This window comes from Pseudomonas sp. HMSC065H01 (assembly GCF_001815235.1).
Classification (GTDB): domain Bacteria; phylum Pseudomonadota; class Gammaproteobacteria; order Pseudomonadales; family Pseudomonadaceae; genus Pseudomonas; species Pseudomonas aeruginosa.
This window is the reverse complement of the sequence record NZ_KV819921.1, coordinates 1-18,932: the sequence shown is the minus strand read 5'-3', so window position 1 is coordinate 18,932 and position 18,932 is coordinate 1. Positions and strand designations below refer to the sequence as shown.

Below are 18,932 nucleotides of genomic sequence, written 5' to 3'. Positions count from 1 at the left end.
GGATAACCGCGAGCGGTTATTCGCCCTACGGACCCGGGGAGGTGTCGGCGTTTCCAGGGCGTTATCCGCCGATTCAGAACGCCAGCAGGTAGCGCAGGGTCAGTTGGTTGCCTTCGCTGCGGTTGCGCGCGCCGTTTTCGGCGTAGAGGTTGGCGAACAGCGTTTGCCTGCCCTGGCTGTACATCACCCCCGGGCCTATGCCGAAGACCTGCTCGCGCGAGTCGGCCTGCCGGTGGTCGTCGATGCGGTCGGCGCTGATCTGTTTCAACTGGTAGCCGGCCAGGCCGATCCGCCAGTGCGGGTCCAGCGCGTAGGAGATCGAGAAGTTCGCGTGCAGCGCCTGGCCCGGCTGTACGTCGTTTGCGCCCAGGCGCGGCGAGGGGTCGTCGTTGCGGCTGATCCAGGCGTAGTGCAGGCGGCCGCTGAGTTCCAGGCGCTCGCCCAGTTCCCAGGTGAAGGCGTAGTGCGGGTTGAAGATCCAGGTGTTGCTGCCGGTGTTGATCGCGGCGTCCTTGTCGTAGTCGCCGGTGGGCAGGGAGAAGACGAAGTTCAGGCGCTGCCAGTAGGGGCGGCCGAACAGCGTAGCGGGCCCCCATTGCAGCATCAGCGGACTGACGATCAGGTCGCCCTGGCGGGTGCGCCGGCCGTCCGGGCCGCCGTCGATATCGAGGTCCAGGCGTACCAGCGGCAGCAGCACTTCGGCGCCGTAGTGGGCGCCGAGCAGGGTGTTCTGGCTGAGGTAGGCGAAGTGCGGCAACAGCGTGGTGCCACGAACCCGTTGCCGACCGGGAACCGAATGCCCGCCGGCGTCGCTGGCGTTGTTCGCCCGAACGTATTGCAGGGGCAGTTCGAAGAGCATGCCGGGACGGCTGACGCCGTCCATGAAGCTGGTGTTGCCGAGCGCCAGCGGCGGCAGCGCGACGGCGTCGGCGCGGGCCTCCAGGCAGAGCGCGGCGGAGAGGGCGCCGAAGGTGGGTAGCAGGGCTGCACGCATGAGGGGATTTCTCTTTTTCTGGTTCCGTGGGTTCAGAGCAACCTGATCGGGTAGTCGACCACCACCCGGTATTCGTCGGAGCTGGAGTTGCCGCGGGTGTTGCCGGGGGCGGTGTAGCCTTCGCCGGGGCGGTGGGTGGCCCAGCGCAGGGTCACGCTGAGGCCCTTGGCCGGGCCGGCGGGGAAGGCGTAGCGCAGCGACAGGTCGCGTTCCCAGTGCTGGGCGTTCTTGCCATTGGGGTTGTAGAGGTAGCCGTAGCCCGCGCTGTCCGGGTCGACCCGGGTCAGGTCGGCCTGGCCACGGCCGTAGGCGGCGCCGAATTGCCAGTCCGGGGCGGCGAGGAAGGCCAGGCTGGCCTGGTACTGGATCTTCCACGAGCGCTCGCCGGGGCCGTTGAAGTCGGCGTACTGCATGGCGTTGCTTTCGTAGAGGAAGGTCCGGTCGTTCTGCGCGATGAAGTCGAACGGGGTGTCGCCATCGACCTTTTGCAGGCTGAGGCTCAGCGACTGGCCGCCGCCGGCCAGGGTCAGGCCGGCGTTGTAGAGGTCGTTGTCGATCCGGCCGAGCTGGCTGCGGCCCTGGTCGCGGGTCTTGTAGTAATGCAGCCAGGGCGTCAGGGTCAATTGGCTGGAAAGCCGCCACGGCTGGCTGAGGCCGAGGTAGTGCTGGTTCCAGATATCCTCCAGGCGGCCACTGTAGAGCGTCGCCTGGCTGCCGCCGGGGGCGCTGTAGCTGGCGCCCAGCCAGGCGATGTGCGGGCTTTCGCGATCGGCGGCGATACCGCCCTTGGTGCCGTTGCCGTAGCCGCTGGTGAGATGACTGTGGCCGCTCTGGTTGCGCAGGCGGGTGGCTTCGACGAAGCCGGCGTCCAGTTCGAGCGCGCGGAAATGGTAGTTCTTCAGGGTCACGCCACGGTAGCTCTGCGGCACCATGCGACTGACGCCGCTGGCGATCACCGGGTTCTCCAGCAACTGGTCGCCGATCTTCAGCAGGCTGTCCAGGCCGCGCAGCTTGAGGGCCGCGCCGGCCGCGGAGAAGCTGTCGGCGGGGCGACCGGCGGAGTCCAGCGGCAGCACGCCGGCACCGCCGCTGCCGCCACCGCCGTCCAGGCGCAGGCCGTAGAAGGCGTGCGCATCCAGGCCGATGCCTATCGGCGTGTCGGTATAGCCGGAGCGGAACGACAGCATCAGGCCCTGGGCCCATTCGCGCTGGTCGCGGCGGGACGGGGTGTCGTGGTTGTCGCGGGCGAAATAGTAGTTGCGGATGAAACCGTTCAGCGTCGAGCCTTCGACGAAGCCCGGCGGCACCTTCATTTCGGCTTTCTGCCGCTGGTTCAGGCCGGTGCTGATGTTGTCGCGATGGCCCAGGGAGTCGTCGGCCAGGCAGGCCTCGCCGCCGACCAGCAGGCCGAGCGACAGGACGGTGGGCCACGGCCGGGGAATGGCGCGTCGCATGCGGACCTCCGCTGTCGGGGGATCGGAAGCGGCCATCCGGCGCGGGCGCCTGGATGGCCGGGGCAGGGCGGGATTACTTGGCTGCGGTGAGCAGGCTGAAGCTGGTCATCAGGTTGCGATAGTCGGGAATGTGGTTGGAGAACAGCGCCCCCAGCCCTTCGATATCGTTGCGCCAGTCGCGGTGCAGTTCGCAGGCTACGCCAAACCAGTTCATCAATTGCGCGCCACCGGCGACCATGCGTGTCCAGGCGGCGTCGCGGGTGACTTCGTTGAAGGTACCGGAGGCATCGGTAACGACGAACACCTCGAAACCTTCCTCCAGCGCCGAGAGCGCGGGGAAGGCGACGCAGACCTCGGTGACCACGCCGGCGATGATCAGTTGCTTCTTGCCGGTGGCCTTGACCGCCTTGACGAAGTCTTCGTTGTCCCAGGCGTTGATGTTACCCGGACGAGCGATGTAGGGCGCCTGCGGGAACAGTTCCTTCAACTCCGGTACCAGCGGCCCGTTCGGCCCGTTCTCGAAACTGGTGGTGAGGATGGTCGGCAGCTTGAAGTACTTGGCCAGGTCTGCCAGGGCCAGCACGTTGTTCTTGAACTTGTCCGGGTCCTGGTCGCGGACCAGCGAGAGCAGGCCGGTCTGGTGGTCGACCAGGAGGACGGCGGCATCGTTCTTGTCGAGACGCTTGTATTGGAAGGACATGGCTTTCTCCTTGCTATCGGGGGAGGGGCGCGCGGGTTGACCCGCGTGCGATGATCACTTGCGCTGCGAGTCCAGTTGCTCGTGGTTGGTGACCACGGCCTGGGCCTTGGCGTAGCTCTCGATCAGCAGTTGGTAGTGCGGGAAGACCGCGCTGTAGGCCTCGGCGAACTGCACAGCGTCGTCGCGGTTCCAGGTGCGCTGGATTTCCGAGCAGACCGCGGCGGTGTCCATCGGCACCACGCCGGCCTGGACCACCCGTGCCAGGGTGATTTCCTGGGCCATCTTGGAGTAGGTGCCGGAGGCGTCGATCACCGCGAACACCTGATAGCCGTCGTGTACCGCGGCGATGCTGGGGAAGGCCATGCACACGCTGGTGATGGTGCCGGCGATGATCAGTTGCTTCTTGCCGGTGGCCTTCACCGCGGCGACGAATTCCGGGTTGTCCCAGGCATTGATCTCACCCTTGCGCGCGACGTACTGGGCGTGCGGCGCGGCCTCGTGGATCTCCGGGATCAGCGGGCCGTTGGGGCCCTGCGGTACCGAGGCGGTGGTGATCACCGGGATCTTCGCCAGGGTGGCGACCTTGGCCAGGGTGGTGGCGTTGGCGCGCAGTTCGGTCATCGGCATGTCCTTGACCGTCTGGAACAGGCCGCTCTGGTGGTCGATCAGCAACATGGCGGCGTTGGCCGGATCGATCTTCGGGGTCTGGCCGTTGAAGTTGGCGGGAGCGCTCATTTCCATTTCCTCTTGCAGGGTGGTCGTCCGTGAATTTCGGGCAAAGCCCGGCCGGGCCCGCGCTTCCTGCGCGGGCCATGTCGTAGGGGGGCGGACTTCAGTGGGCGCGGATGAAGCGCCCGTTCTCGAAGTCCTCGATGGCCTGGTCGATTTCCTCGCGGCTGCTCATCACGAAGGGGCCATAGCCGATGATCGGCTCGTCCAGCGGCTCGCCGCTGAGCACCAGCAACTGCACGTCGTTGTTGGCTTCCAGTTCCAGCCGCGGGTCGTCGCGGTCGAGCAGGGCGACCTGGGCTTCGCGAACGATCTCGTCGCCGACCGCGAGGGTGCCGCGCAGGACCACCACGGCGCAGGTATGTCCCTTGGGCAGGTCGAGGGCGAGGTGCTTGCCGGCCTTCAGCTGCACGTCCCAGACCGCCAGCGGCGAGTGGGTCAGCGCCGGCCCCTGGTGGCGGCCGTAGCGTCCGGCGATCACCCGCAGTTCGCCGGCCCTGTCGGGCAGGCCGACGCGGGGAATGTCGGCATCCAGCAGGGTCTGGTAGCGCGGCGGGTTCATCTTGTCGCTGGAGGGCAGGTTGACCCATAGCTGGACCATTTCCAGCGTTCCACCTGTGCTACGGAAGCGTTCCGAGTGGTACTCCTCGTGGAGGATCCCGGAGGCCGCCGTCATCCACTGCACATCCCCCGGCCCGATGCGTCCGCCGGCGCCGGTGGAGTCGTGGTGCTCGACCTCGCCCTGGTAGACGATGGTCACCGTCTCGAAGCCGCGATGAGGATGCTGGCCTACGCCGCGGCGCTGCTGTGCGGGGGGGAAATCAGCAGGCCCGGCGTAGTCCAGCAAGAGGAACGGGCTGATATGCTGGCCCAGTGTGTTGTAGGAAAAGAGCGAACGAACGGGGAATCCGTCGCCCACCCAGTGGCGGTTGGCGTTGCCGTAGATTCCCAGGACCTTTTTCACGTCGGTGCTCCTCGATTGAGTCGATGGAGCGATACGCTAGTTCCCGGGAGTGGGAACCGGTAGTCCGCAAATCAAGTCTCAGAGTCTCGCAGGTGGAACGATGAGTGGTGAGCTGGTGTTCGATCTGAACGCGCTTTTCATCTATGCCAAGGTGGTCGAGCACGGTGGCTTCGCCCCCGCCGGGCGGGTGCTGGGGATTCCCAAGTCGACCATCAGCCGCAAGGTCGCGCAGCTCGAGGCGCGCCTGGGCGTACGCCTGGTGCAGCGCTCGACGCGGCAATTCCAGGTGACCGAGATCGGCCAGGCCTACTACCGTCATTGCGTGGCGATGACGGTGGAAGCGGAGGCTGCCGAGGACGTCATCGAACAGAACCGCTCGGAGCCGTGCGGAATGGTCCGCCTGACCTGCTCGACGCCGCTGCTGCACTTCGAACTGGCGCCGATGCTGGCGCGCTTCATGGCGCAGTATCCGAACGTCGAGCTGTACGTGAAGACCTTCAATCGCCGGGTCGACGTGATCGCCGAAGGCTACGACATCTCGCTGTCGCTGCGTTTCCCGCCGCTGGAGGACAGCGACCTGGTGATGAAGGTGCTGGCACGCAGCCCGCAGGTGCTGGTGGCCAGCCCGGAGCTGCTGGCCCGCTACCGTCCGCCGGAGCTGCCGGCCGACCTGTCGGCGATGCCCTACGTCGGCTGGGAGCGTTCGCGCCTGGACGGCAGCCTGCGGCTGGTCGGCGCGGATGGCAGCAGCGCGGCCCTCAACCTGCGCCCGCAACTGCTCAGCGACGACCTCGGCACCTTGCGCCAGGCGGTGCTGGAGGGCGTCGGGATCGGCGGCCTGCCGCTCTGCGTGGTCAGTCGCGACCTGGCCGAGCGCCGGCTGGTGCGGGTGCTGCCGGAGTGGACGCCGGTGGAAGGCATGGTGGTGGCAATGTTCCCTTCGCGGCGCGGGCTGTTGCCTTCGGTCCGCGCGCTGATCGACTTTCTCGCCGCAGGCTTCGCCGACGCCGCGCAGCGCCAGTACCTGGCGCCGGGCTGAGGCTCAGCGGCCGGCGCCCGGGCCGTAGAGTCGGAGCAGTTGCAGGGTGACGCCGTTGGATCAGCCGAAGCCGTCCTGCAGCGGGTACTCGCCACCGTCGCCCTGGAGGAGCAGGACCCAGGCCGCGAGCAAGGCGCGGGGCAGGGCGGTTCGATCAGGCATCGGCTGTCTCCTCTTCGGCAAACGCCGGGCGCGGATCGGTCGCCGGCGGGGTGCGCCTGGGGCGGCGCGGCAACCCGGCGGGAGGGCCGGGAAGGGCGCTACCCCTGTTTCGGTGAGTCGCGGCGCACGAAGTTCCATCGGAAGGATCGCCAGCGTACCTATCGCTTCCGACAGGTCCTTGCAGATGAACTCCAGCGCTTCGCGCAGGTCCGTCGCAGAAGGGGCGCGAGCCCCCCAGTCGCCGTTTCGCCGTGCCGTTCCCCGCTGCCCGCGCCTTGCGCAGGGCCTCGGCGGTTCGAATCTCCTGCCCGTCCCTTCACGTCGGGAAGCCTGCGTTTCCCGAGAGGAGTGTTTCGCAATGGCCACCGCACTACGCTTCAGACCGCTGGACGCCTTCTACAACGTCCTCAACCCGGTTCCCTTCGGTTTCTTCGTCGCCGCCCTGGTCTTCGACGCCACCTATTTCGCCACGGCGGAGGTGATGTGGGGCAAGAGCGCGGCCTGGCTGATCAGTCTCGGCCTGCTGTTCGCCATCCTGCCCTGCGTCGTCGACCTGTGCCGCGTATGGCTGCTGCGGCGCGCGGCGGTCGTCGCGGCGGCCAGGGTTTCCTCCTTGCTGAAGTTCGCCGGTATCGTCCTGGCCATCTTCAATGCCTTCGTGCACAGCCGCGACGCCTATGCGGTGATGCCGGCCGGGCTATGGCTGTCGATCGCGACGGTGCTGCTGCTGGCGCTGGGAGAGGCGCTCCTGGCGGTATCCGCGGAGGAGGTGGCGCATGGCTAGCCTCCACTCGCTGCGCCCCGTCGCGCTTGCCCTCGGCCTGGTCCTGGCCGGCTGCAACCAGGGGTCGCAGAACGATCCGCAGCAGCAGACCGGCGCCAATCCGGCGCTTCCGGAACCGAAGCACTTCCTCCTGCCGCCGATGAAGGTACCGGAAGGCGTGGGCTGGTCGGGAGAGGCCAAGCCGACGGTGGCCCAGGGCCTGAAGATCGAGAAGATCGCCGATGGCCTGCAACACCCTCGCCAACTGCTGGTCTTGCCCAACGGCGATGTGCTGGTGGTGGAGGCCAACTCGCCCGGCACCGCGCCGGTGACCACGCCGAAGCAACTCATCGCGGGGATGGTCAAGGGGAAGTCCGGCAAGGCCGGCAAGGGCGGCAACCGCATCACCCTGCTGCGCCGAGCCGGCGCCGGAGGCCAGTGGCAGAAGTACGTGTTCCTGGAAGGGCTGGACTCGCCGTTCGGCGTGCAGCGGGTGGGGGATTACCTGTATGTCGCCAATACCGGGAATATCATGCGCTACCGCTACGTGCCGGGCGAAACCCGGGTCGCCGACCCGGGGATGGAGTTCACCGACCTGCCGGACACCATCAACCACCACTGGACCAAGGCGCTGCTCGCCAGTCCCGACGGGCGCAAGCTCTACGTGGGCGTCGGTTCGAACAGCAACATCACCGAGAACGGCGCGGCGATCGAATACCGTCGCGCGGCGATTCTCGAGGTGGACGTCGCCAGCCGCGGCAGCCGCATCTACGCCTCCGGCCTGCGCAACCCGACCGGCCTGCAGTGGGAACCGGTCTCCGGCAAGCTGTGGACCATCGTCAACGAGCGCGACGAGATCGGCAACGACCTGGTCCCGGACTACCTGACCTCGGTACGGGAGGGCGGCTTCTACGGCTGGCCCTACAGCTACTTCGGCCAGCACCTGGATTCGCGGGTGAAGCCGCAGCGTCCCGACCTGGTGGCAAAGGCCATCGTCCCCGACTACGCGCTGGGTTCCCACGTGGCTGCGCTGGGCCTGTTCTTCTACACCGGCGACGAGTTGCCCGAGCGCTATCGCAACGGCGCCTTCGTCAGCGAGCACGGCAGTTGGAACCGCTCGCCGGTCAGCGGCTTCCAGGTGGTCCATGTGCCGTTCGCCGACGGCAAGCCCGCCGGTGCGCCGCAGCCGGTGGTGACCGGGTTCGTCTCCGCGGACGAGAAGCAGTTGTTCGGCGCGCCGGTGGGGTTGGCGCAGGCGGCCGACGGCGCGTTGCTGATCGCCGACGACGTCGGCAACGCGATCTGGCGGGTGAGCGCCGCGGGCGCCGACTAGCGGCCCGCTCGACGGTGTCCGGGCCGGAGCTGGCGGTCCGAGCACGGTGCTGCGGTCCGGCGCAGTAAATCCGTGCGTCCCTCCTGCGTCTCCTGTGCATCCGATCCGCGAATGCCGCCCCTGGCGGCCGGATCGCCGGTTGCCAGTGGAACACCACCACGCCTTGAGGGTTGAAGACATGCACGTCGCCACCAGCGTCATCGAAGACCAGCCGCTCCGCGCCACCCCGGCGGAGGGCGAAACGCTCTACGAGTTCTCCCAGTCGCCCTTGCTGGAACGGCAAAGCCGCCAGGAGTCCAACGCGCGCAGCTATCCGCGGCGGATTCCGCTGGCGCTGAAGAAGGCCAGGGGGCTGCTGGTGGAGGACGTCGAGGGGCGTACCTTCATCGATTGCCTGGCCGGCGCCGGCACCCTGGCGCTGGGGCACAACCATCCGGTGGTGATCGAGGCGATCCGCCAGGTTCTGGCCGACGAGCTGCCGCTGCACACCCTCGACCTGACCACCCCGGTGAAGGACCAGTTCGTCCAGGACCTGTTCGGCCTGCTGCCGCCGGCGCTGGCCGCCGAGGCGAAGATCCAGTTCTGCGGCCCGACCGGCACCGACGCGGTGGAAGCCGCGCTGAAACTGGTGCGCACCGCCACCGGGCGCAGCACCATCCTGTCGTTCCAGGGCGGCTACCACGGCATGAGCCAGGGCGCGCTGGGGCTGATGGGCAATCTCGGACCGAAGAAGCCGTTGGGCGCGGTGCTCAGCACGGGCGTGCAGTTCCTGCCGTATCCCTACGATTACCGTTGCCCGTTCGGTCTCGGCGGCGAGGCGGGGGTCAAGGCGAACCTGCACTATCTGGAGAACCTGCTGAACGATCCGGAAGGCGGCGTGCAGTTGCCGGCGGCGGTGATCGTCGAGGTGGTCCAGGGCGAGGGCGGCGTGGTTCCGGCCGATCTCGACTGGCTGCGCGGCTTGCGGCGGATCACCGAGCAGGCCGGGGTGGCGCTGATCGTCGACGAGATCCAGAGCGGCTTCGCCCGTACCGGCAGGATGTTCGCCTTCGAGCACGCCGGCATCGTCCCCGACGTGGTGGTGCTGTCCAAGGCCATCGGCGGCAGCCTGCCGCTGGCGGTGGTGGTCTACCGCGAATGGCTGGACAAATGGCAGCCCGGCGCCCACGCCGGCACCTTCCGCGGCAACCAGATGGCCATGGCCGCCGGTTCGGCGGTGATGCGCTACCTGAAGGAACACGACCTGGCGGCCCACGCGGCGGCCATGGGCGAGCGCCTGGCCGAGCACCTGCGCATCCTCCAGCGCGACTATCCGCAACTGGGCGATATCCGCGGTCGGGGGCTGATGCTCGGGGTCGAGATCGTCGACCCGCAGGGCGAGGCGGATGCCCTCGGTCATCCGCCGACCGACGGCGCCCTGGCCTCGCGGGTCCAGCGCGAGTGCCTGAGGCGCGGCCTGATCCTCGAACTGGGCGGCCGCCACGGCAGCGTGGTGCGCTTCCTGCCGCCGCTGATCATCGGCGCCGAACAGATCGACGAGGTGGCCCGGCGTTTCGCCCGCGCCCTCGGCGCGGCGCTGGCCGGCTAATTTTCCCGCCGGGCTTTTCGTTATCCAACGCAAGGGCCGTGCTGCGCGCGGCCGTTCGATCCCATCAGGAGCAAGCAATGACTTCAGTGTTCGACCGTGACGACATCCAGTTCCAGGTAGTGGTCAACCATGAGGAGCAGTATTCCATCTGGCCGGAATACAAGGAGATTCCCCAGGGCTGGCGGGCGGCCGGCAAGAGCGGCCTGAAGAAGGACTGCCTGGCCTACATCGAGGAAGTCTGGACCGACATGCGCCCGCTGAGCCTGCGCCAGCACATGGACAAGGCGGCCGGCTGAGTGGGCGGTACGCCCGTACGGCTGTTCTGCCTGCCGTATTCCGGCGCCAGCGCCATGACCTACAGCCGCTGGCGGCGCAAGCTGCCGGCCTGGCTGGCGGTGCGTCCGGTGGAGTTGCCGGGGCGCGGGGCGCGGATGGCCGAGCCGTTGCAGACCGACCTGGCGAGCCTGGCGCAGCAACTGGCGCGCGAGCTGCACGACGAGGTCCGCCAGGGCCCCTACGCGATGCTCGGGCACAGCCTCGGCGCCTTGCTCGCCTGCGAGGTGCTGTATGCCTTGCGCGAGCTGGGTTGCCCGACGCCGCTGGGGTTCTTCGCCTGCGGCACCGCGGCGCCGTCGCGACGCGCCGAGTATGACCGCGGTTTCGCCGAACCGAAGAGCGACGCCGAGCTGATCGCCGACCTGCGCGACCTGCAAGGTACGCCGGAAGAGGTGCTGGGCAACCGCGAGCTGATGAGCCTGACCCTGCCGATCCTGCGCGCCGATTTCCTGCTCTGCGGCAGCTATCGTCACCAGCGGCGCCCGCCGCTGGCCTGTCCGATCCGAACGCTTGGCGGCAGGGAGGACAAGGCCAGCGAGGAACAGTTGCTGGCCTGGGCCGAGGAAACCCGCAGCGGTTTCGAACTGGAACTGTTCGACGGCGGGCACTTCTTCATCCATCAGCGCGAGGCCGAGGTGCTGGCGGTCGTCGAGCGCCAGGTCGAGGCCTGGCGCGCGGGGCAGGGCGCCGCGGCGTTGGCGGTGGAGTCGGCGGCGATCTGCTGATGCCCGCGAGGGCGCCATAGGCCCTGCGGCGGGTCCGATGTCGACGAAAAAAAGGCCGGTGAGCAGCGCTCCCCGGCCTTTTTCGTTACGAGGCGCGGCTCAGCCTTTACCGGCCAGCAGCCCTTCGACTATCGCTTTCATGTCGCTTTCCAGGCCGGCCACCGGGTCCGCCGCCTCGGTGTCCACCACTACCAGGCGTGCGCCGCTGGCGGCGATGGCATCGGCGAGGGGCTTGGGTGGCTGGCGATGGTGCAGGACCAGGGCGATATCCTCGCTCTTCAGCTCCTCGGCGAAAGCCTGGATATTGGTCTCGGTCCAGCCGTCGTCGGCCTGGATCTCCACGTCCAGCGGGTCCAGGTTGAGCCCGGCGAGCAGGTAGCCGAGGCGTTCGGAGAGGCTGATCACGCTGAGGTTGTCGGCCTTCGCCAGGCGAGTCTCGTTACTGGCGGTCGCTTCCAGCAATTGCTTCTTCAGCGTCGCCAGGTTGGCCTGGATGGTCGCTGCGGCGCCGGGCGCCAGGCGTTCCAGGTCGCTGGCGAGGACATCGGCCATGCGCCCCAGGTTGGTCGGGTTGAGCCAGGGGTAGGCATGCAGGTCGCTGCCGGGGCGCAGGGCGATGCCGGGCAGGGCGCCGTCCACCGGACGCGCGGCGTCGATCTCGACGATACGGATATTGCTACGGCGGGCCAGCGGGTAGAGCGGGTCGTCGCTCCAGATCGAGCGCAGGTCGATCACCGCGTCGGCCTGCCCGGCGGCCTTGGCCAGGCCGCCGGCGCCGCGCCCGGCGAAGAACGAGGCCTGGCGGCTGGCCGGCAGGTTGGCCGGGGCGACCCGTTGCAGCTTGACCTCGGTGTCCCGCAGCAGGCGTTCGGCGAGGGCGTGGGTGACCGGCAGGCTGGCCAGTACCGTGACTGGCGCGGACTGGGCCGCGGCCGGCGTCGCGGCGAGGGCCGGGAGCGGGCCGGCGAGTCCGGCGCAAGCCAGGGCCAGGGCGAGGCAATGGGGTTTCAGGTTCATCCGGGGGTTCCTTTCAGGTGCGGCAGGCAGCCGCGAGCGATGGCGGCGAGACCGAAGGCCAGGCCGGCGACCAGGATGATCGCGGCGCCGGAGGGAATCGGCAGGTCGAACATGATCGGCAACAGGATACCGGCCAGCGTGCTGACGGTGGCGATCAGCACCGCCAGCCAGAAGAACCCTTTCAGCGACTGGCTGACCAGGCGCGCCGCCGCCGCCGGGATCACCAGCAGGGCTCCGACCAGGATCGCGCCGATCACTTTCACCGCGGCGACGGTGACCAGGGTCACCAGGGCCACGAACAGGTAGTCCAGGCTCTTCACCGCGACCCCGCGCACCGCCGCCAGTTGCGGGTTGAAGCTGGCCAGCATGATGCGGTTGTACAGCGGCAGGGCCAGGCACGGCACCAGCACGGCGACCGCCGCCAGCACCGCGAGGTCATGGCCGTTCACGGTCAGCACCGAGCCGAACAGCACGTTCTCGAGGATATGCACGTTGATCTTGCCCGCCAGCACCAGCAACAGGCTGGCGCCGAGCGCCAGGGACACCGAGAGGAACACCCCGATCAGGGTGTCCGGGGCCAGGCCGGTGCGGTTGCGCAGGTAGTTGAGCAGGACGCCGAACAGCAGGCAGTAGCCGAACAGGCTGCCGTAGGGCCCGGTGTAGGGCTCGCCGAGGAGGATGCCGATGGCCACGCCGGTGAGCGCGGCGTGGCCGACCGCCTCGGAGAAGAAGGCGAAGCGCTTGACCACCACCAGGGTGCCGAGGCCGCCGAGCACCGGGCCGATCAGCAGGCCGGCGAGGAGCGCGTTGACGACGAAGCCGTAGGCCAGGGTCTCCGGCAGGTAGCCGGCGGCGGCCCAGGCCTGGACGGCCTGGCGCAGTTGTTCGTAGGCGTCGTTCATCGGCTGGCCTCCGCGTTCTTCCGGGGCTGGGTGGAGAACAGCGTGAGCAGGCGTTCCGGGGTCAGGCTGCTGGCCGCCGGACCGTCGAACAGCAGGTGGCGGTTGAGACCGCTGACCCGGTCGGCGAGGCGGCCGACGGCCTCCAGGTCGTGCTCGATCCAGAGCACGGTGACGCCGGCCTGGCGCCAGTCCAGCAGCAGCCGCTCGAAGACCTGGATGCCGCCCTCGTCGAGGGCCGACATCGGTTCGTCCAGCACCAGCAGTTGCGGCGGCGGTACCAGGCCCTGGGCCAGCAGCACGCGCTGGCGCTCGCCGCCGGAGAGGGCGCCCATGCGCCGACCGCGCTTGGCCAGCATGCCGACCCGTTCCAGGGCCGCGTCGATCGCCGGGCGCCGGCTGCGCGACAGGCCGAGGAAGGCCGGACGGCGCTGGCACATGGCAGCCATGAAATCGTCGACGGTGAGCGGCAGGCCGCGGTCGAACTCCAGCGCCTGCGGCACGTAGCCGATGCAGCCGGGCGCGCCGGGCCACTCCAGGCGCAGCTCGCCGCGATGCGGCATCTGCCCGAGCAGGGTCTTGACCAGCGAACTCTTGCCGCCGCCGTTCGGCCCGACCAGCGCGTGCACGCTGCCGGCCTCGACGCGCAGGCGCACGCCATCGAGGATGCGGCTGCCGCCGAGGCTCAGGTCGATCCCGGCGAACTCGATGGCCGGCCCGCAAGGCGTGGCGCAAAGCCGTTCGGCCACGGTCATGCGCCGGACTCCTGGATGGCGCGGACCACGGTGTCGAGGTTGCGCGCCATTTCTTCCTCGTACTTGCCGGCGCTGTAGTCGCCATAGGAAATGTGCGACAGCGAATAGAGCTTCACCCCGGACTCGCGCTGGATGGTCTCGACGTAGGTGGAGGGGAAGTCGATCTCGGAGAAGATCACCTTCACGTCCAGCGCCTTGAGCTGGTCGATGGTCTTCTTCAACTGGCTCGGACTCGGCTCGATGCCGTGGGCCGGCTCGACCACGGCGGTGACTTCCAGGCCGAATTCGCGCAGCAGGTAGTCGTAGGCGCCGTGGATGGTGGCGACGCGGAAGTCGGCGGCCGGGGCCTTGTTCAGCCGCGCCAGGGCGTCGGCGCGCAGGGCCCGCAGGCGCTTGGCGTAGGCCCGGGCGTTGCGGGTGTAGGCCTTGGCGTTGGCCGGGTCGAGCTTGCCCAGTTCGCGGGCGATGGTGTTGACCTGGGTGATCGAGGCGCTGATGGACAGGAAGGTATGCGGGTTGACCACCTTGCCGGCGCCGCGCGCGGCCATGCCGGTGGCGGCCAGCAGCGGCACCTTGGCGTTCGCCTCGATCACCGGGATGCCGGGCTTTTCGCTGGAGGCGATCATGCGCTCGGCGAAATCGTCGTGGCCGACGCCGTTGAGCACCACCACGTCGAGCGTGCCGATGCGCTTGATGTCCTCGGCGCGCGGCTCGTAGGCATGCGGGTTGAAACCGGCGGGGATCAGCGGCACCACCTCGGCCTTGTCGCCGACGATGTTGCTCACGTAGCTGTAGTAGGGATGCAGGGTGATGCCGATGCGCAGGCGTTTGCCGTCTTCGGCCTGGGCCAGCGGGGCGAGCAGGGCCAGCAGCAGGGCGGCCAGCAGGGCACGGCCCGGGAGGAGGGCGGCGAGGCCGCGCGGACGGGATGAGCGACGGGAGAACAGCATGGAAAAACGCCTTCTGTGGAGTCGATGTGCGATCAATGGCGGTGCTGACGGGTCACGCCGGCGTCGAAGCGGCTGACCACCTGGCGCCAGCCGGCGTCGGCCAGGGCGCTGGCGTCGCCCGGTACGGCGCCGGCAGCGGCCGCGGCGGGCTTCAGCCAGACTTCGGCGGGGCCGAGCAGCAGGAGGAACGAGCCGGCCACCCCGGGCTTGCCGCTGACGCCCAGGTAGCTCGGACGCCCGGCGGTTTCGCCGTGGCTCCAGCGGTGCTCGCCGCGGCTGCTCGCGGCGACGTCGGCGACGAAGGGCGGGAAGCCCTCGGCGGCCAGTTCGTCGACGGAAGGCGCGGCTTCGCCGTCGTCCAGGCGCGCCTGGATGTCTTCGGCGGCGACCTGCAGGTCGGCGTAGATGCCCTGTTCGGCGGCATTCAGGTCGAGCCGGGCGTCCACCTGGTGGGCGTCCAGGGCTTGCGCTTCATGGGACTGCTGGCGCAGCCCGACCACCGTGGCGGCGAGGGCCAGGATCAGCACACTGCCGAGCAGTACGTAGAGGGTCTCGTGGCCGGCGCCGGCCGGGCGGACGGTTTCGACGCTCATGGCGCGGCGATGTCGGCGTGGTCGATTTCCACCACGTGGCCGGGGCCGGCGTCGAACAGCACGTAGAACTCGCCGTCGGGACGCTTGAAGGTCAGGGTCGAGTCGGCGCCGAGCTTGCCGGGAACCAGGATCTGCTCGTCGTAGCCGATCACGTCGAGGGTTACGCCGGGGGCGCCGCTGCCGTCGGAGAAGCCGCCCTTGCAGCGGATCTCGCCGGCCTGCACTTCCTCGCATTCGCAGATCGGGTTGTGCGCCAGGGCCGCGCCGCTCAGGCCGAGCAACAGGGCGGTCAGGGGCAGGCGCCAGGGGCGGGTGTGGATGCTCATTGCTTACCTCGTTTGTTCAGCCAGGCCACGGTGGCGGGGGATGCCTCGGCCAGGGGAATGGAAGCCTGGTGCATGGAGCCGTCCCAACCTTCCATGGTGATCCACAGTTCGGCGTCGGGCCGGGTGCGCGGCGGGATCGGCACGCTGGTGCCCATGCGGTAGGGGCTGCCGAAGAAGATCACCCCGGCGGCACGCAGGCTGCGCGGCTTGCCGATGCGCAGGTAGGTCGCCTTGACCTGGGGAATGCAGGCCTGGCAGAGGGCGGCATTGAAGTCCTTCATGAAGCCGGCGGGGCCTTCGTCGTGCGGCGGTTCGATACGCATTTCCGCCAGGCGCAGGCTCCAGGGGCCGACCTGGATCTCGCCCGCCTCTCGTTCGCCGAGGCCGCTGGTGCCGCGGAACAGTGCGACGTCGGCGAAATAACGCGGCATGAAACCGAGCGGGATCAGGATCAGCAGAACATTCAGGTGGAAACGCCAGCGCAGCCAGAACTGGCGCAGCGGCGAAACGGGCTGGGCAACGGCGGCCTTGCTCATGGCTGTCCCTCCGCGGTCTGGTTGGCCATTACCGGCGCCGGCTTGGCCGGTTTCGGCTGGCGTGCCGGGCGCTTGCCGCGCTTGACCAGCGCGGCGGTGGCCTGTGCGGTGCGCTTGCTCCAGATCAGCAGGCCGCTGAGCACCATCATGCTCAGCAGCAGGCCGAAGACGAACCAGATCAGCTTGACCCAGATGCCGCCGAAATCGCCGGTGTGCAGGGGGCGCATGGATTCGGTGAGGAACTCCAGCGGGGTGCGGTCGCCGAGCAGGCGGGAAGACTCGATCCTGCCGTTGTAGGGATTGATCGCTGCCGACTGGTACATCAGCGGGTACCAGCCGCGGCCATAGACATAGAGCGGGCTGTAGGCGTTGCCTGGGAGGAACAGCCCGCTGGCTTCCAAGCCGGAAATGTCCCGAGTGGCGATGCGCACGGCCTCGTCGAGGTCGATCTGCACAGCCGGCTGGCCGGAAGGCGAGAGCGGCACCTCGCTGCGGGCGATGACCGGCGGCGGGCCTTCGCTGGAGAGAGTGATGTGATTGTCGGCGAGGATCGCCTGGATCAGGAACCAGGTGCCGGTGATGGAGATCACGGCGATGAACCAGATCGACCAGATGCCGCTCAGGCGGTGGAAATCCCCCCAGAAGATGCGCGCGCCCTGGCTGATGCGCAGGCGTGGTCTGAAGAAACCCTTCCAGAATCGTTTATAGACCACCAGACCGGTGACCAGCGAGGCCAACATCGGCAGTCCGAGTAGCGAGACCAGGTACCAGCCCCAGCTGTAGCCGTTATCGAACGGCATCAGCCACCAGCCGTGCAGGGCGCGGGTGAACTGGCGGAAATCGAAGTGAGGGCTCTTGCCCTGGATGGCACCTGTGTAGGGATTCACGTAGAGCGCAGCGCTGCTGCCGTCGGGATGGCTGACATCCACGGTCAGGGCGAAGTGGGACTCGTCGGGGCGTTCGATCGATTCGACCTTCAGCTCGGGCCGGGCCTGATTGATGCTGGTGAGGACTTGGCTGTAGCTCAGCGGTTCGGCGGAGTCGCTTGGCTTGCTGGCACGGATTTCCGGGTTGGCCAGCCAGACGATCTCCTGGCTGACCACCGCCAGGGTGCCGGTGAGGCAGACGATCAGGACGAAGAACCAGATGGGCAGGGCCAGCCAGCTGTGGACGAGGAACCAGAGTCTGGAGCGGGACTTTTTCGACATGAGGCTAACGGTAGGTTAGGGGTCGTGGGCACCGACCATGGGTTGCGGAGACTGGATACGCCCCGTTCATCCATATAGGACGAATGAGCCGCGCAGAACCTGAAAGGGAAGATGAAAGCAAATGTTTCGCAAAAGCTTTCGTGCTCCTCGCGAGGGATTTCTTCGTCATTTGCCTAAGCGCCTGATGGCTATGCAAAAAACCGATCGGCCAAGGTGCGACCGGAAGTCGCTGTCCGGTTAATTTTCACGATGTGTCGTCCGTTTCACATGAATGACCGAGCCCCGCGCTCGTTGCCCATGTGCACGGAAGAAGACCGATGAACGCAGAAGATTCCCTCAAGCTCGCCCGCCGCTTTATCGAACTACCCGTTGAGAAGCGTCGGGTCTTCCTCGAAACCCTGCGAGGGGAGGGAATCGATTTCTCGCTGTTCCCGATTCCGGCCGGCGTGTCTTCGGCCGAGCGCGACCGCCTGTCCTACGCCCAGCAGCGCATGTGGTTCCTCTGGCACCTGGAGCCACAGAGTGGCGCCTACAACCTGCCCAGCGCGGTGCGCCTGAACGGACCGCTGGATCGCCAGGCGCTGGAGCGCGCCTTCGCCAGCCTGGTGCAGCGTCATGAAACCCTGCGTACGGTGTTCCCGCGCGGCGCCGACGACAGCCTGGCGCAGGCGCCCCTGCAACGCCCGCTGGAGGTTGCCTTCGAGGATTGCAGCGGCCTGCCCGAGGCCGAGCAGGAAGCCCGCCTGCGCGAGGAGGCGCAGCGCGAGTCGTTGCAGCCGTTCGACCTGTGCGAGGGGCCGTTGCTGCGGGTCCGCCTGATCCGCCTGGGCGAGGAGCGGCATGTGCTGCTGTTGACCCTGCATCACATCGTGTCCGACGGCTGGTCGATGAACGTGCTGATCGAAGAATTCAGTCGTTTCTACAGTGCCTATGCGACTGGCGCGGAGCCCGGCCTGCCGGCCTTGCCGATCCAGTACGCCGATTACGCCCTGTGGCAGCGCAGCTGGCTGGAGGCCGGTGAGCAGGAGCGCCAGCTGGAGTACTGGCGCGGCAAGCTCGGCGAGCGGCATCCGGTCCTGGAGTTGCCGACCGACCACCCGCGTCCGGCGGTTCCCAGCTACCGTGGCAGCCGTTACGAGTTCAGCATCGAGCCGGCCCTGGCCGAGGCCCTGCGCGGCACCGCCCGACGCCAGGGGCTGACCCTGTTCATGCTGTTGCTCGGCGGCTTCAATATCCTCCTGCAACGCTATAGCGGGCAGACCGACCTGCGGGTCGGCGTCCCCATCGCCAACCGCAACCGCGCCGAGGTGGAAGGGCTGATCGGCCTGTTCGTCAACACCCAGGTGCTGCGCTCGGTATTCGACGGCCGCACGTCGGTGGCGACCCTGCTGGCCGGGCTCAAGGACACCGTGCTTGGCGCCCAGGCCCATCAGGATCTGCCGTTCGAACGCCTGGTCGAGGCGTTCAAGGTCGAGCGCAGCCTGAGCCACAGCCCGCTGTTCCAGGTGATGTACAACCACCAGCCGCTGGTGGCCGACATCGAGGCGCTGGACAGCGTGGCCGGCCTGAGCTTCGGCCAGCTCGACTGGAAGAGCCGTACCACCCAGTTCGACCTGAGCCTGGATACCTACGAGAAGGGCGGTCGCCTGTACGCCGCGCTGACCTACGCGACCGACCTGTTCGAGGCGCGGACCGTCGAGCGCATGGCGCGGCATTGGCAGAACCTGCTGCGCGGCATGCTGGAAAACCCGCAGGCCAGCGTCGACTCGCTGCCGATGCTCGATGCCGAGGAGCGCTATCAGTTGCTGGAAGGCTGGAACGCCACTGCGGCCGAGTACCCGCTGCAACGCGGCGTGCACCG

20 protein-coding genes and 1 pseudogene are annotated in these 18,932 nt (G+C 68.2%); 7 read left to right on the top strand and 14 right to left on the bottom strand.

Translation table 11 applies throughout. The features are described from left to right. Positions 1 to 73: 73 nt before the first annotated feature. The 5 genes from HMPREF3014_RS26060 to HMPREF3014_RS26040 form a co-directional block, all read right to left on the bottom strand. A complete protein-coding gene (locus HMPREF3014_RS26060) occupies positions 74 to 994 on the bottom strand; it encodes a SphA family protein (protein WP_023087479.1) in 921 nt (306 codons plus the stop codon). A 32-nt stretch (positions 995 to 1,026) separates the two neighbouring features. After that, on the bottom strand, positions 1,027 to 2,448 hold the full coding sequence (locus HMPREF3014_RS26055) for an OprD family porin (RefSeq protein WP_023087480.1): 1,422 nt from the start codon (positions 2,446 to 2,448) through the stop codon (positions 1,027 to 1,029). A 73-nt stretch (positions 2,449 to 2,521) separates the two neighbouring features. After that, the gene (gene ycaC / locus HMPREF3014_RS26050; protein ID WP_003162910.1) at positions 2,522 to 3,148 is read right to left on the bottom strand and encodes an isochorismate family cysteine hydrolase YcaC; all 627 of its coding nucleotides are present in this window, start codon (positions 3,146 to 3,148) and stop codon (positions 2,522 to 2,524) included. A gap of 54 nt (positions 3,149 to 3,202) precedes the next feature. Then, positions 3,203 to 3,883: a hydrolase gene (locus tag HMPREF3014_RS26045; RefSeq protein ID WP_003089647.1), complete on the bottom strand. Its 681-nt coding sequence runs from the start codon at positions 3,881 to 3,883 to the stop codon at positions 3,203 to 3,205. Positions 3,884 to 3,980: 97 nt separating this feature from the next. After that, positions 3,981 to 4,841, bottom strand: a complete 861-nt coding sequence (locus HMPREF3014_RS26040; RefSeq protein ID WP_003089646.1) for a pirin family protein — start codon at positions 4,839 to 4,841, stop codon at positions 3,981 to 3,983. A gap of 100 nt (positions 4,842 to 4,941) precedes the next feature. On the opposite strand from HMPREF3014_RS26040, the gene HMPREF3014_RS26035 reads away from it, so the two are divergent. Beyond that, positions 4,942 to 5,880 (top strand): LysR substrate-binding domain-containing protein, encoded by a 939-nt coding sequence (locus HMPREF3014_RS26035; protein WP_023087481.1) that lies wholly within the window; start codon positions 4,942 to 4,944, stop codon positions 5,878 to 5,880. Positions 5,881 to 5,883: 3 nt separating this feature from the next. Here the strand turns inward: HMPREF3014_RS26035 and HMPREF3014_RS35215 are convergent. Beyond that, positions 5,884 to 5,982: pseudogene (locus HMPREF3014_RS35215) on the bottom strand (trehalase family glycosidase); the annotation flags it as partial. A 418-nt stretch (positions 5,983 to 6,400) separates the two neighbouring features. Between HMPREF3014_RS35215 and HMPREF3014_RS26030 the strand changes: the two are divergent. The 5 genes from HMPREF3014_RS26030 to HMPREF3014_RS26010 all read left to right on the top strand — a co-directional run bounded on the left by HMPREF3014_RS26030 (position 6,401) and on the right by HMPREF3014_RS26010 (position 10,787). Then, complete coding sequence (locus HMPREF3014_RS26030) at positions 6,401 to 6,826, top strand: DUF2231 domain-containing protein (RefSeq protein WP_003111287.1); 426 nt, start codon at positions 6,401 to 6,403, stop codon at positions 6,824 to 6,826. Next, positions 6,819 to 8,138: a PQQ-dependent sugar dehydrogenase gene (locus tag HMPREF3014_RS26025; protein ID WP_003451062.1), complete on the top strand. Its 1,320-nt coding sequence runs from the start codon at positions 6,819 to 6,821 to the stop codon at positions 8,136 to 8,138. Before HMPREF3014_RS26030 ends, HMPREF3014_RS26025 begins: the two co-directional genes overlap by 8 nt. A 178-nt stretch (positions 8,139 to 8,316) precedes the next feature. Next, the gene (locus HMPREF3014_RS26020; protein ID WP_003089638.1) at positions 8,317 to 9,726 is read left to right on the top strand and encodes an aspartate aminotransferase family protein; all 1,410 of its coding nucleotides are present in this window, start codon (positions 8,317 to 8,319) and stop codon (positions 9,724 to 9,726) included. Positions 9,727 to 9,803: 77 nt separating this feature from the next. After that, entirely contained in the window at positions 9,804 to 10,022 is a 219-nt protein-coding gene (locus HMPREF3014_RS26015; RefSeq protein ID WP_003089636.1) for an MbtH family protein, read from the top strand. Further along, positions 10,023 to 10,787, top strand: coding sequence for a thioesterase II family protein (locus HMPREF3014_RS26010; protein ID WP_003105945.1), 765 nt, complete (start codon positions 10,023 to 10,025; stop codon positions 10,785 to 10,787). 99 nt (positions 10,788 to 10,886) lie between these two features. On the opposite strand, the gene HMPREF3014_RS26005 is transcribed toward HMPREF3014_RS26010, so the two are convergent. Genes HMPREF3014_RS26005 through HMPREF3014_RS25970 form a run of 8 tightly spaced genes read right to left on the bottom strand, consistent with a single transcriptional unit; the run spans position 10,887 to position 17,071 of the window. Further along, positions 10,887 to 11,804: a metal ABC transporter solute-binding protein, Zn/Mn family gene (locus tag HMPREF3014_RS26005; RefSeq protein WP_003120118.1), complete on the bottom strand. Its 918-nt coding sequence runs from the start codon at positions 11,802 to 11,804 to the stop codon at positions 10,887 to 10,889. Further along, positions 11,801 to 12,706 carry a metal ABC transporter permease gene (locus HMPREF3014_RS26000; protein ID WP_003106903.1) on the bottom strand — a complete coding sequence of 302 codons (906 nt, stop codon included), beginning with the start codon at positions 12,704 to 12,706 and terminating at the stop codon, positions 11,801 to 11,803. Before HMPREF3014_RS26000 ends, HMPREF3014_RS26005 begins: the two co-directional genes overlap by 4 nt. Continuing rightward, entirely contained in the window at positions 12,703 to 13,458 is a 756-nt protein-coding gene (locus HMPREF3014_RS25995; protein WP_003106905.1) for a metal ABC transporter ATP-binding protein, read from the bottom strand. The genes HMPREF3014_RS26000 and HMPREF3014_RS25995 overlap by 4 nt, the downstream gene beginning before the upstream one ends. Continuing rightward, a complete protein-coding gene (locus HMPREF3014_RS25990; RefSeq protein WP_003113055.1) occupies positions 13,455 to 14,408 on the bottom strand; it encodes a metal ABC transporter substrate-binding protein in 954 nt (317 codons plus the stop codon). The genes HMPREF3014_RS25995 and HMPREF3014_RS25990 overlap by 4 nt, the downstream gene beginning before the upstream one ends. A 32-nt stretch (positions 14,409 to 14,440) precedes the next feature. Next, positions 14,441 to 15,001 (bottom strand): DUF6162 family protein, encoded by a 561-nt coding sequence (locus tag HMPREF3014_RS25985; protein ID WP_023087483.1) that lies wholly within the window; start codon positions 14,999 to 15,001, stop codon positions 14,441 to 14,443. Beyond that, on the bottom strand, positions 14,998 to 15,327 hold the full coding sequence (locus tag HMPREF3014_RS25980) for a hypothetical protein (RefSeq protein WP_023087484.1): 330 nt from the start codon (positions 15,325 to 15,327) through the stop codon (positions 14,998 to 15,000). Before HMPREF3014_RS25980 ends, HMPREF3014_RS25985 begins: the two co-directional genes overlap by 4 nt. Further along, complete coding sequence (locus HMPREF3014_RS25975; RefSeq protein ID WP_003089621.1) at positions 15,324 to 15,863, bottom strand: hypothetical protein; 540 nt, start codon at positions 15,861 to 15,863, stop codon at positions 15,324 to 15,326. Before HMPREF3014_RS25975 ends, HMPREF3014_RS25980 begins: the two co-directional genes overlap by 4 nt. Then, complete coding sequence (locus tag HMPREF3014_RS25970) at positions 15,860 to 17,071, bottom strand: PepSY-associated TM helix domain-containing protein (protein ID WP_023087485.1); 1,212 nt, start codon at positions 17,069 to 17,071, stop codon at positions 15,860 to 15,862. The genes HMPREF3014_RS25975 and HMPREF3014_RS25970 overlap by 4 nt, the downstream gene beginning before the upstream one ends. Positions 17,072 to 17,388: 317 nt before the next feature. On the opposite strand from HMPREF3014_RS25970, the gene HMPREF3014_RS25965 reads away from it, so the two are divergent. Then, positions 17,389 to 18,932 (top strand): condensation domain-containing protein (locus HMPREF3014_RS25965; RefSeq protein WP_070654247.1); only part of this gene is annotated, 1,544 nt, incomplete at its 3' end.

Bases quoted from the DNA above. Each gene is read 5' to 3' on its own strand.
- HMPREF3014_RS26060 (WP_023087479.1), bottom strand. From the start codon at position 994: ATGCGTGCAGCCCTGCTACCCACCTTCGGCGCCCTCTCCGCCGCGCTC.
- HMPREF3014_RS26055 (WP_023087480.1), bottom strand. From the start codon at position 2,448: ATGCGACGCGCCATTCCCCGGCCGTGGCCCACCGTCCTGTCGCTCGGC.
- ycaC (WP_003162910.1), bottom strand. From the start codon at position 3,148: ATGTCCTTCCAATACAAGCGTCTCGACAAGAACGATGCCGCCGTCCTC.
- HMPREF3014_RS26045 (WP_003089647.1), bottom strand. From the start codon at position 3,883: ATGAGCGCTCCCGCCAACTTCAACGGCCAGACCCCGAAGATCGATCCG.
- HMPREF3014_RS26035 (WP_023087481.1), top strand. From the start codon at position 4,942: ATGAGTGGTGAGCTGGTGTTCGATCTGAACGCGCTTTTCATCTATGCC.
- HMPREF3014_RS26030 (WP_003111287.1), top strand. From the start codon at position 6,401: ATGGCCACCGCACTACGCTTCAGACCGCTGGACGCCTTCTACAACGTC.
- HMPREF3014_RS26025 (WP_003451062.1), top strand. From the start codon at position 6,819: ATGGCTAGCCTCCACTCGCTGCGCCCCGTCGCGCTTGCCCTCGGCCTG.
- HMPREF3014_RS26020 (WP_003089638.1), top strand. From the start codon at position 8,317: ATGCACGTCGCCACCAGCGTCATCGAAGACCAGCCGCTCCGCGCCACC.
- HMPREF3014_RS26015 (WP_003089636.1), top strand. From the start codon at position 9,804: ATGACTTCAGTGTTCGACCGTGACGACATCCAGTTCCAGGTAGTGGTC.
- HMPREF3014_RS26005 (WP_003120118.1), bottom strand. From the start codon at position 11,804: ATGAACCTGAAACCCCATTGCCTCGCCCTGGCCCTGGCTTGCGCCGGA.
- HMPREF3014_RS26000 (WP_003106903.1), bottom strand. From the start codon at position 12,706: ATGAACGACGCCTACGAACAACTGCGCCAGGCCGTCCAGGCCTGGGCC.
- HMPREF3014_RS25995 (WP_003106905.1), bottom strand. From the start codon at position 13,458: ATGACCGTGGCCGAACGGCTTTGCGCCACGCCTTGCGGGCCGGCCATC.
- HMPREF3014_RS25990 (WP_003113055.1), bottom strand. From the start codon at position 14,408: ATGCTGTTCTCCCGTCGCTCATCCCGTCCGCGCGGCCTCGCCGCCCTC.
- HMPREF3014_RS25985 (WP_023087483.1), bottom strand. From the start codon at position 15,001: ATGAGCGTCGAAACCGTCCGCCCGGCCGGCGCCGGCCACGAGACCCTC.
- HMPREF3014_RS25980 (WP_023087484.1), bottom strand. From the start codon at position 15,327: ATGAGCATCCACACCCGCCCCTGGCGCCTGCCCCTGACCGCCCTGTTG.
- HMPREF3014_RS25975 (WP_003089621.1), bottom strand. From the start codon at position 15,863: ATGAGCAAGGCCGCCGTTGCCCAGCCCGTTTCGCCGCTGCGCCAGTTC.
- HMPREF3014_RS25970 (WP_023087485.1), bottom strand. From the start codon at position 17,071: ATGTCGAAAAAGTCCCGCTCCAGACTCTGGTTCCTCGTCCACAGCTGG.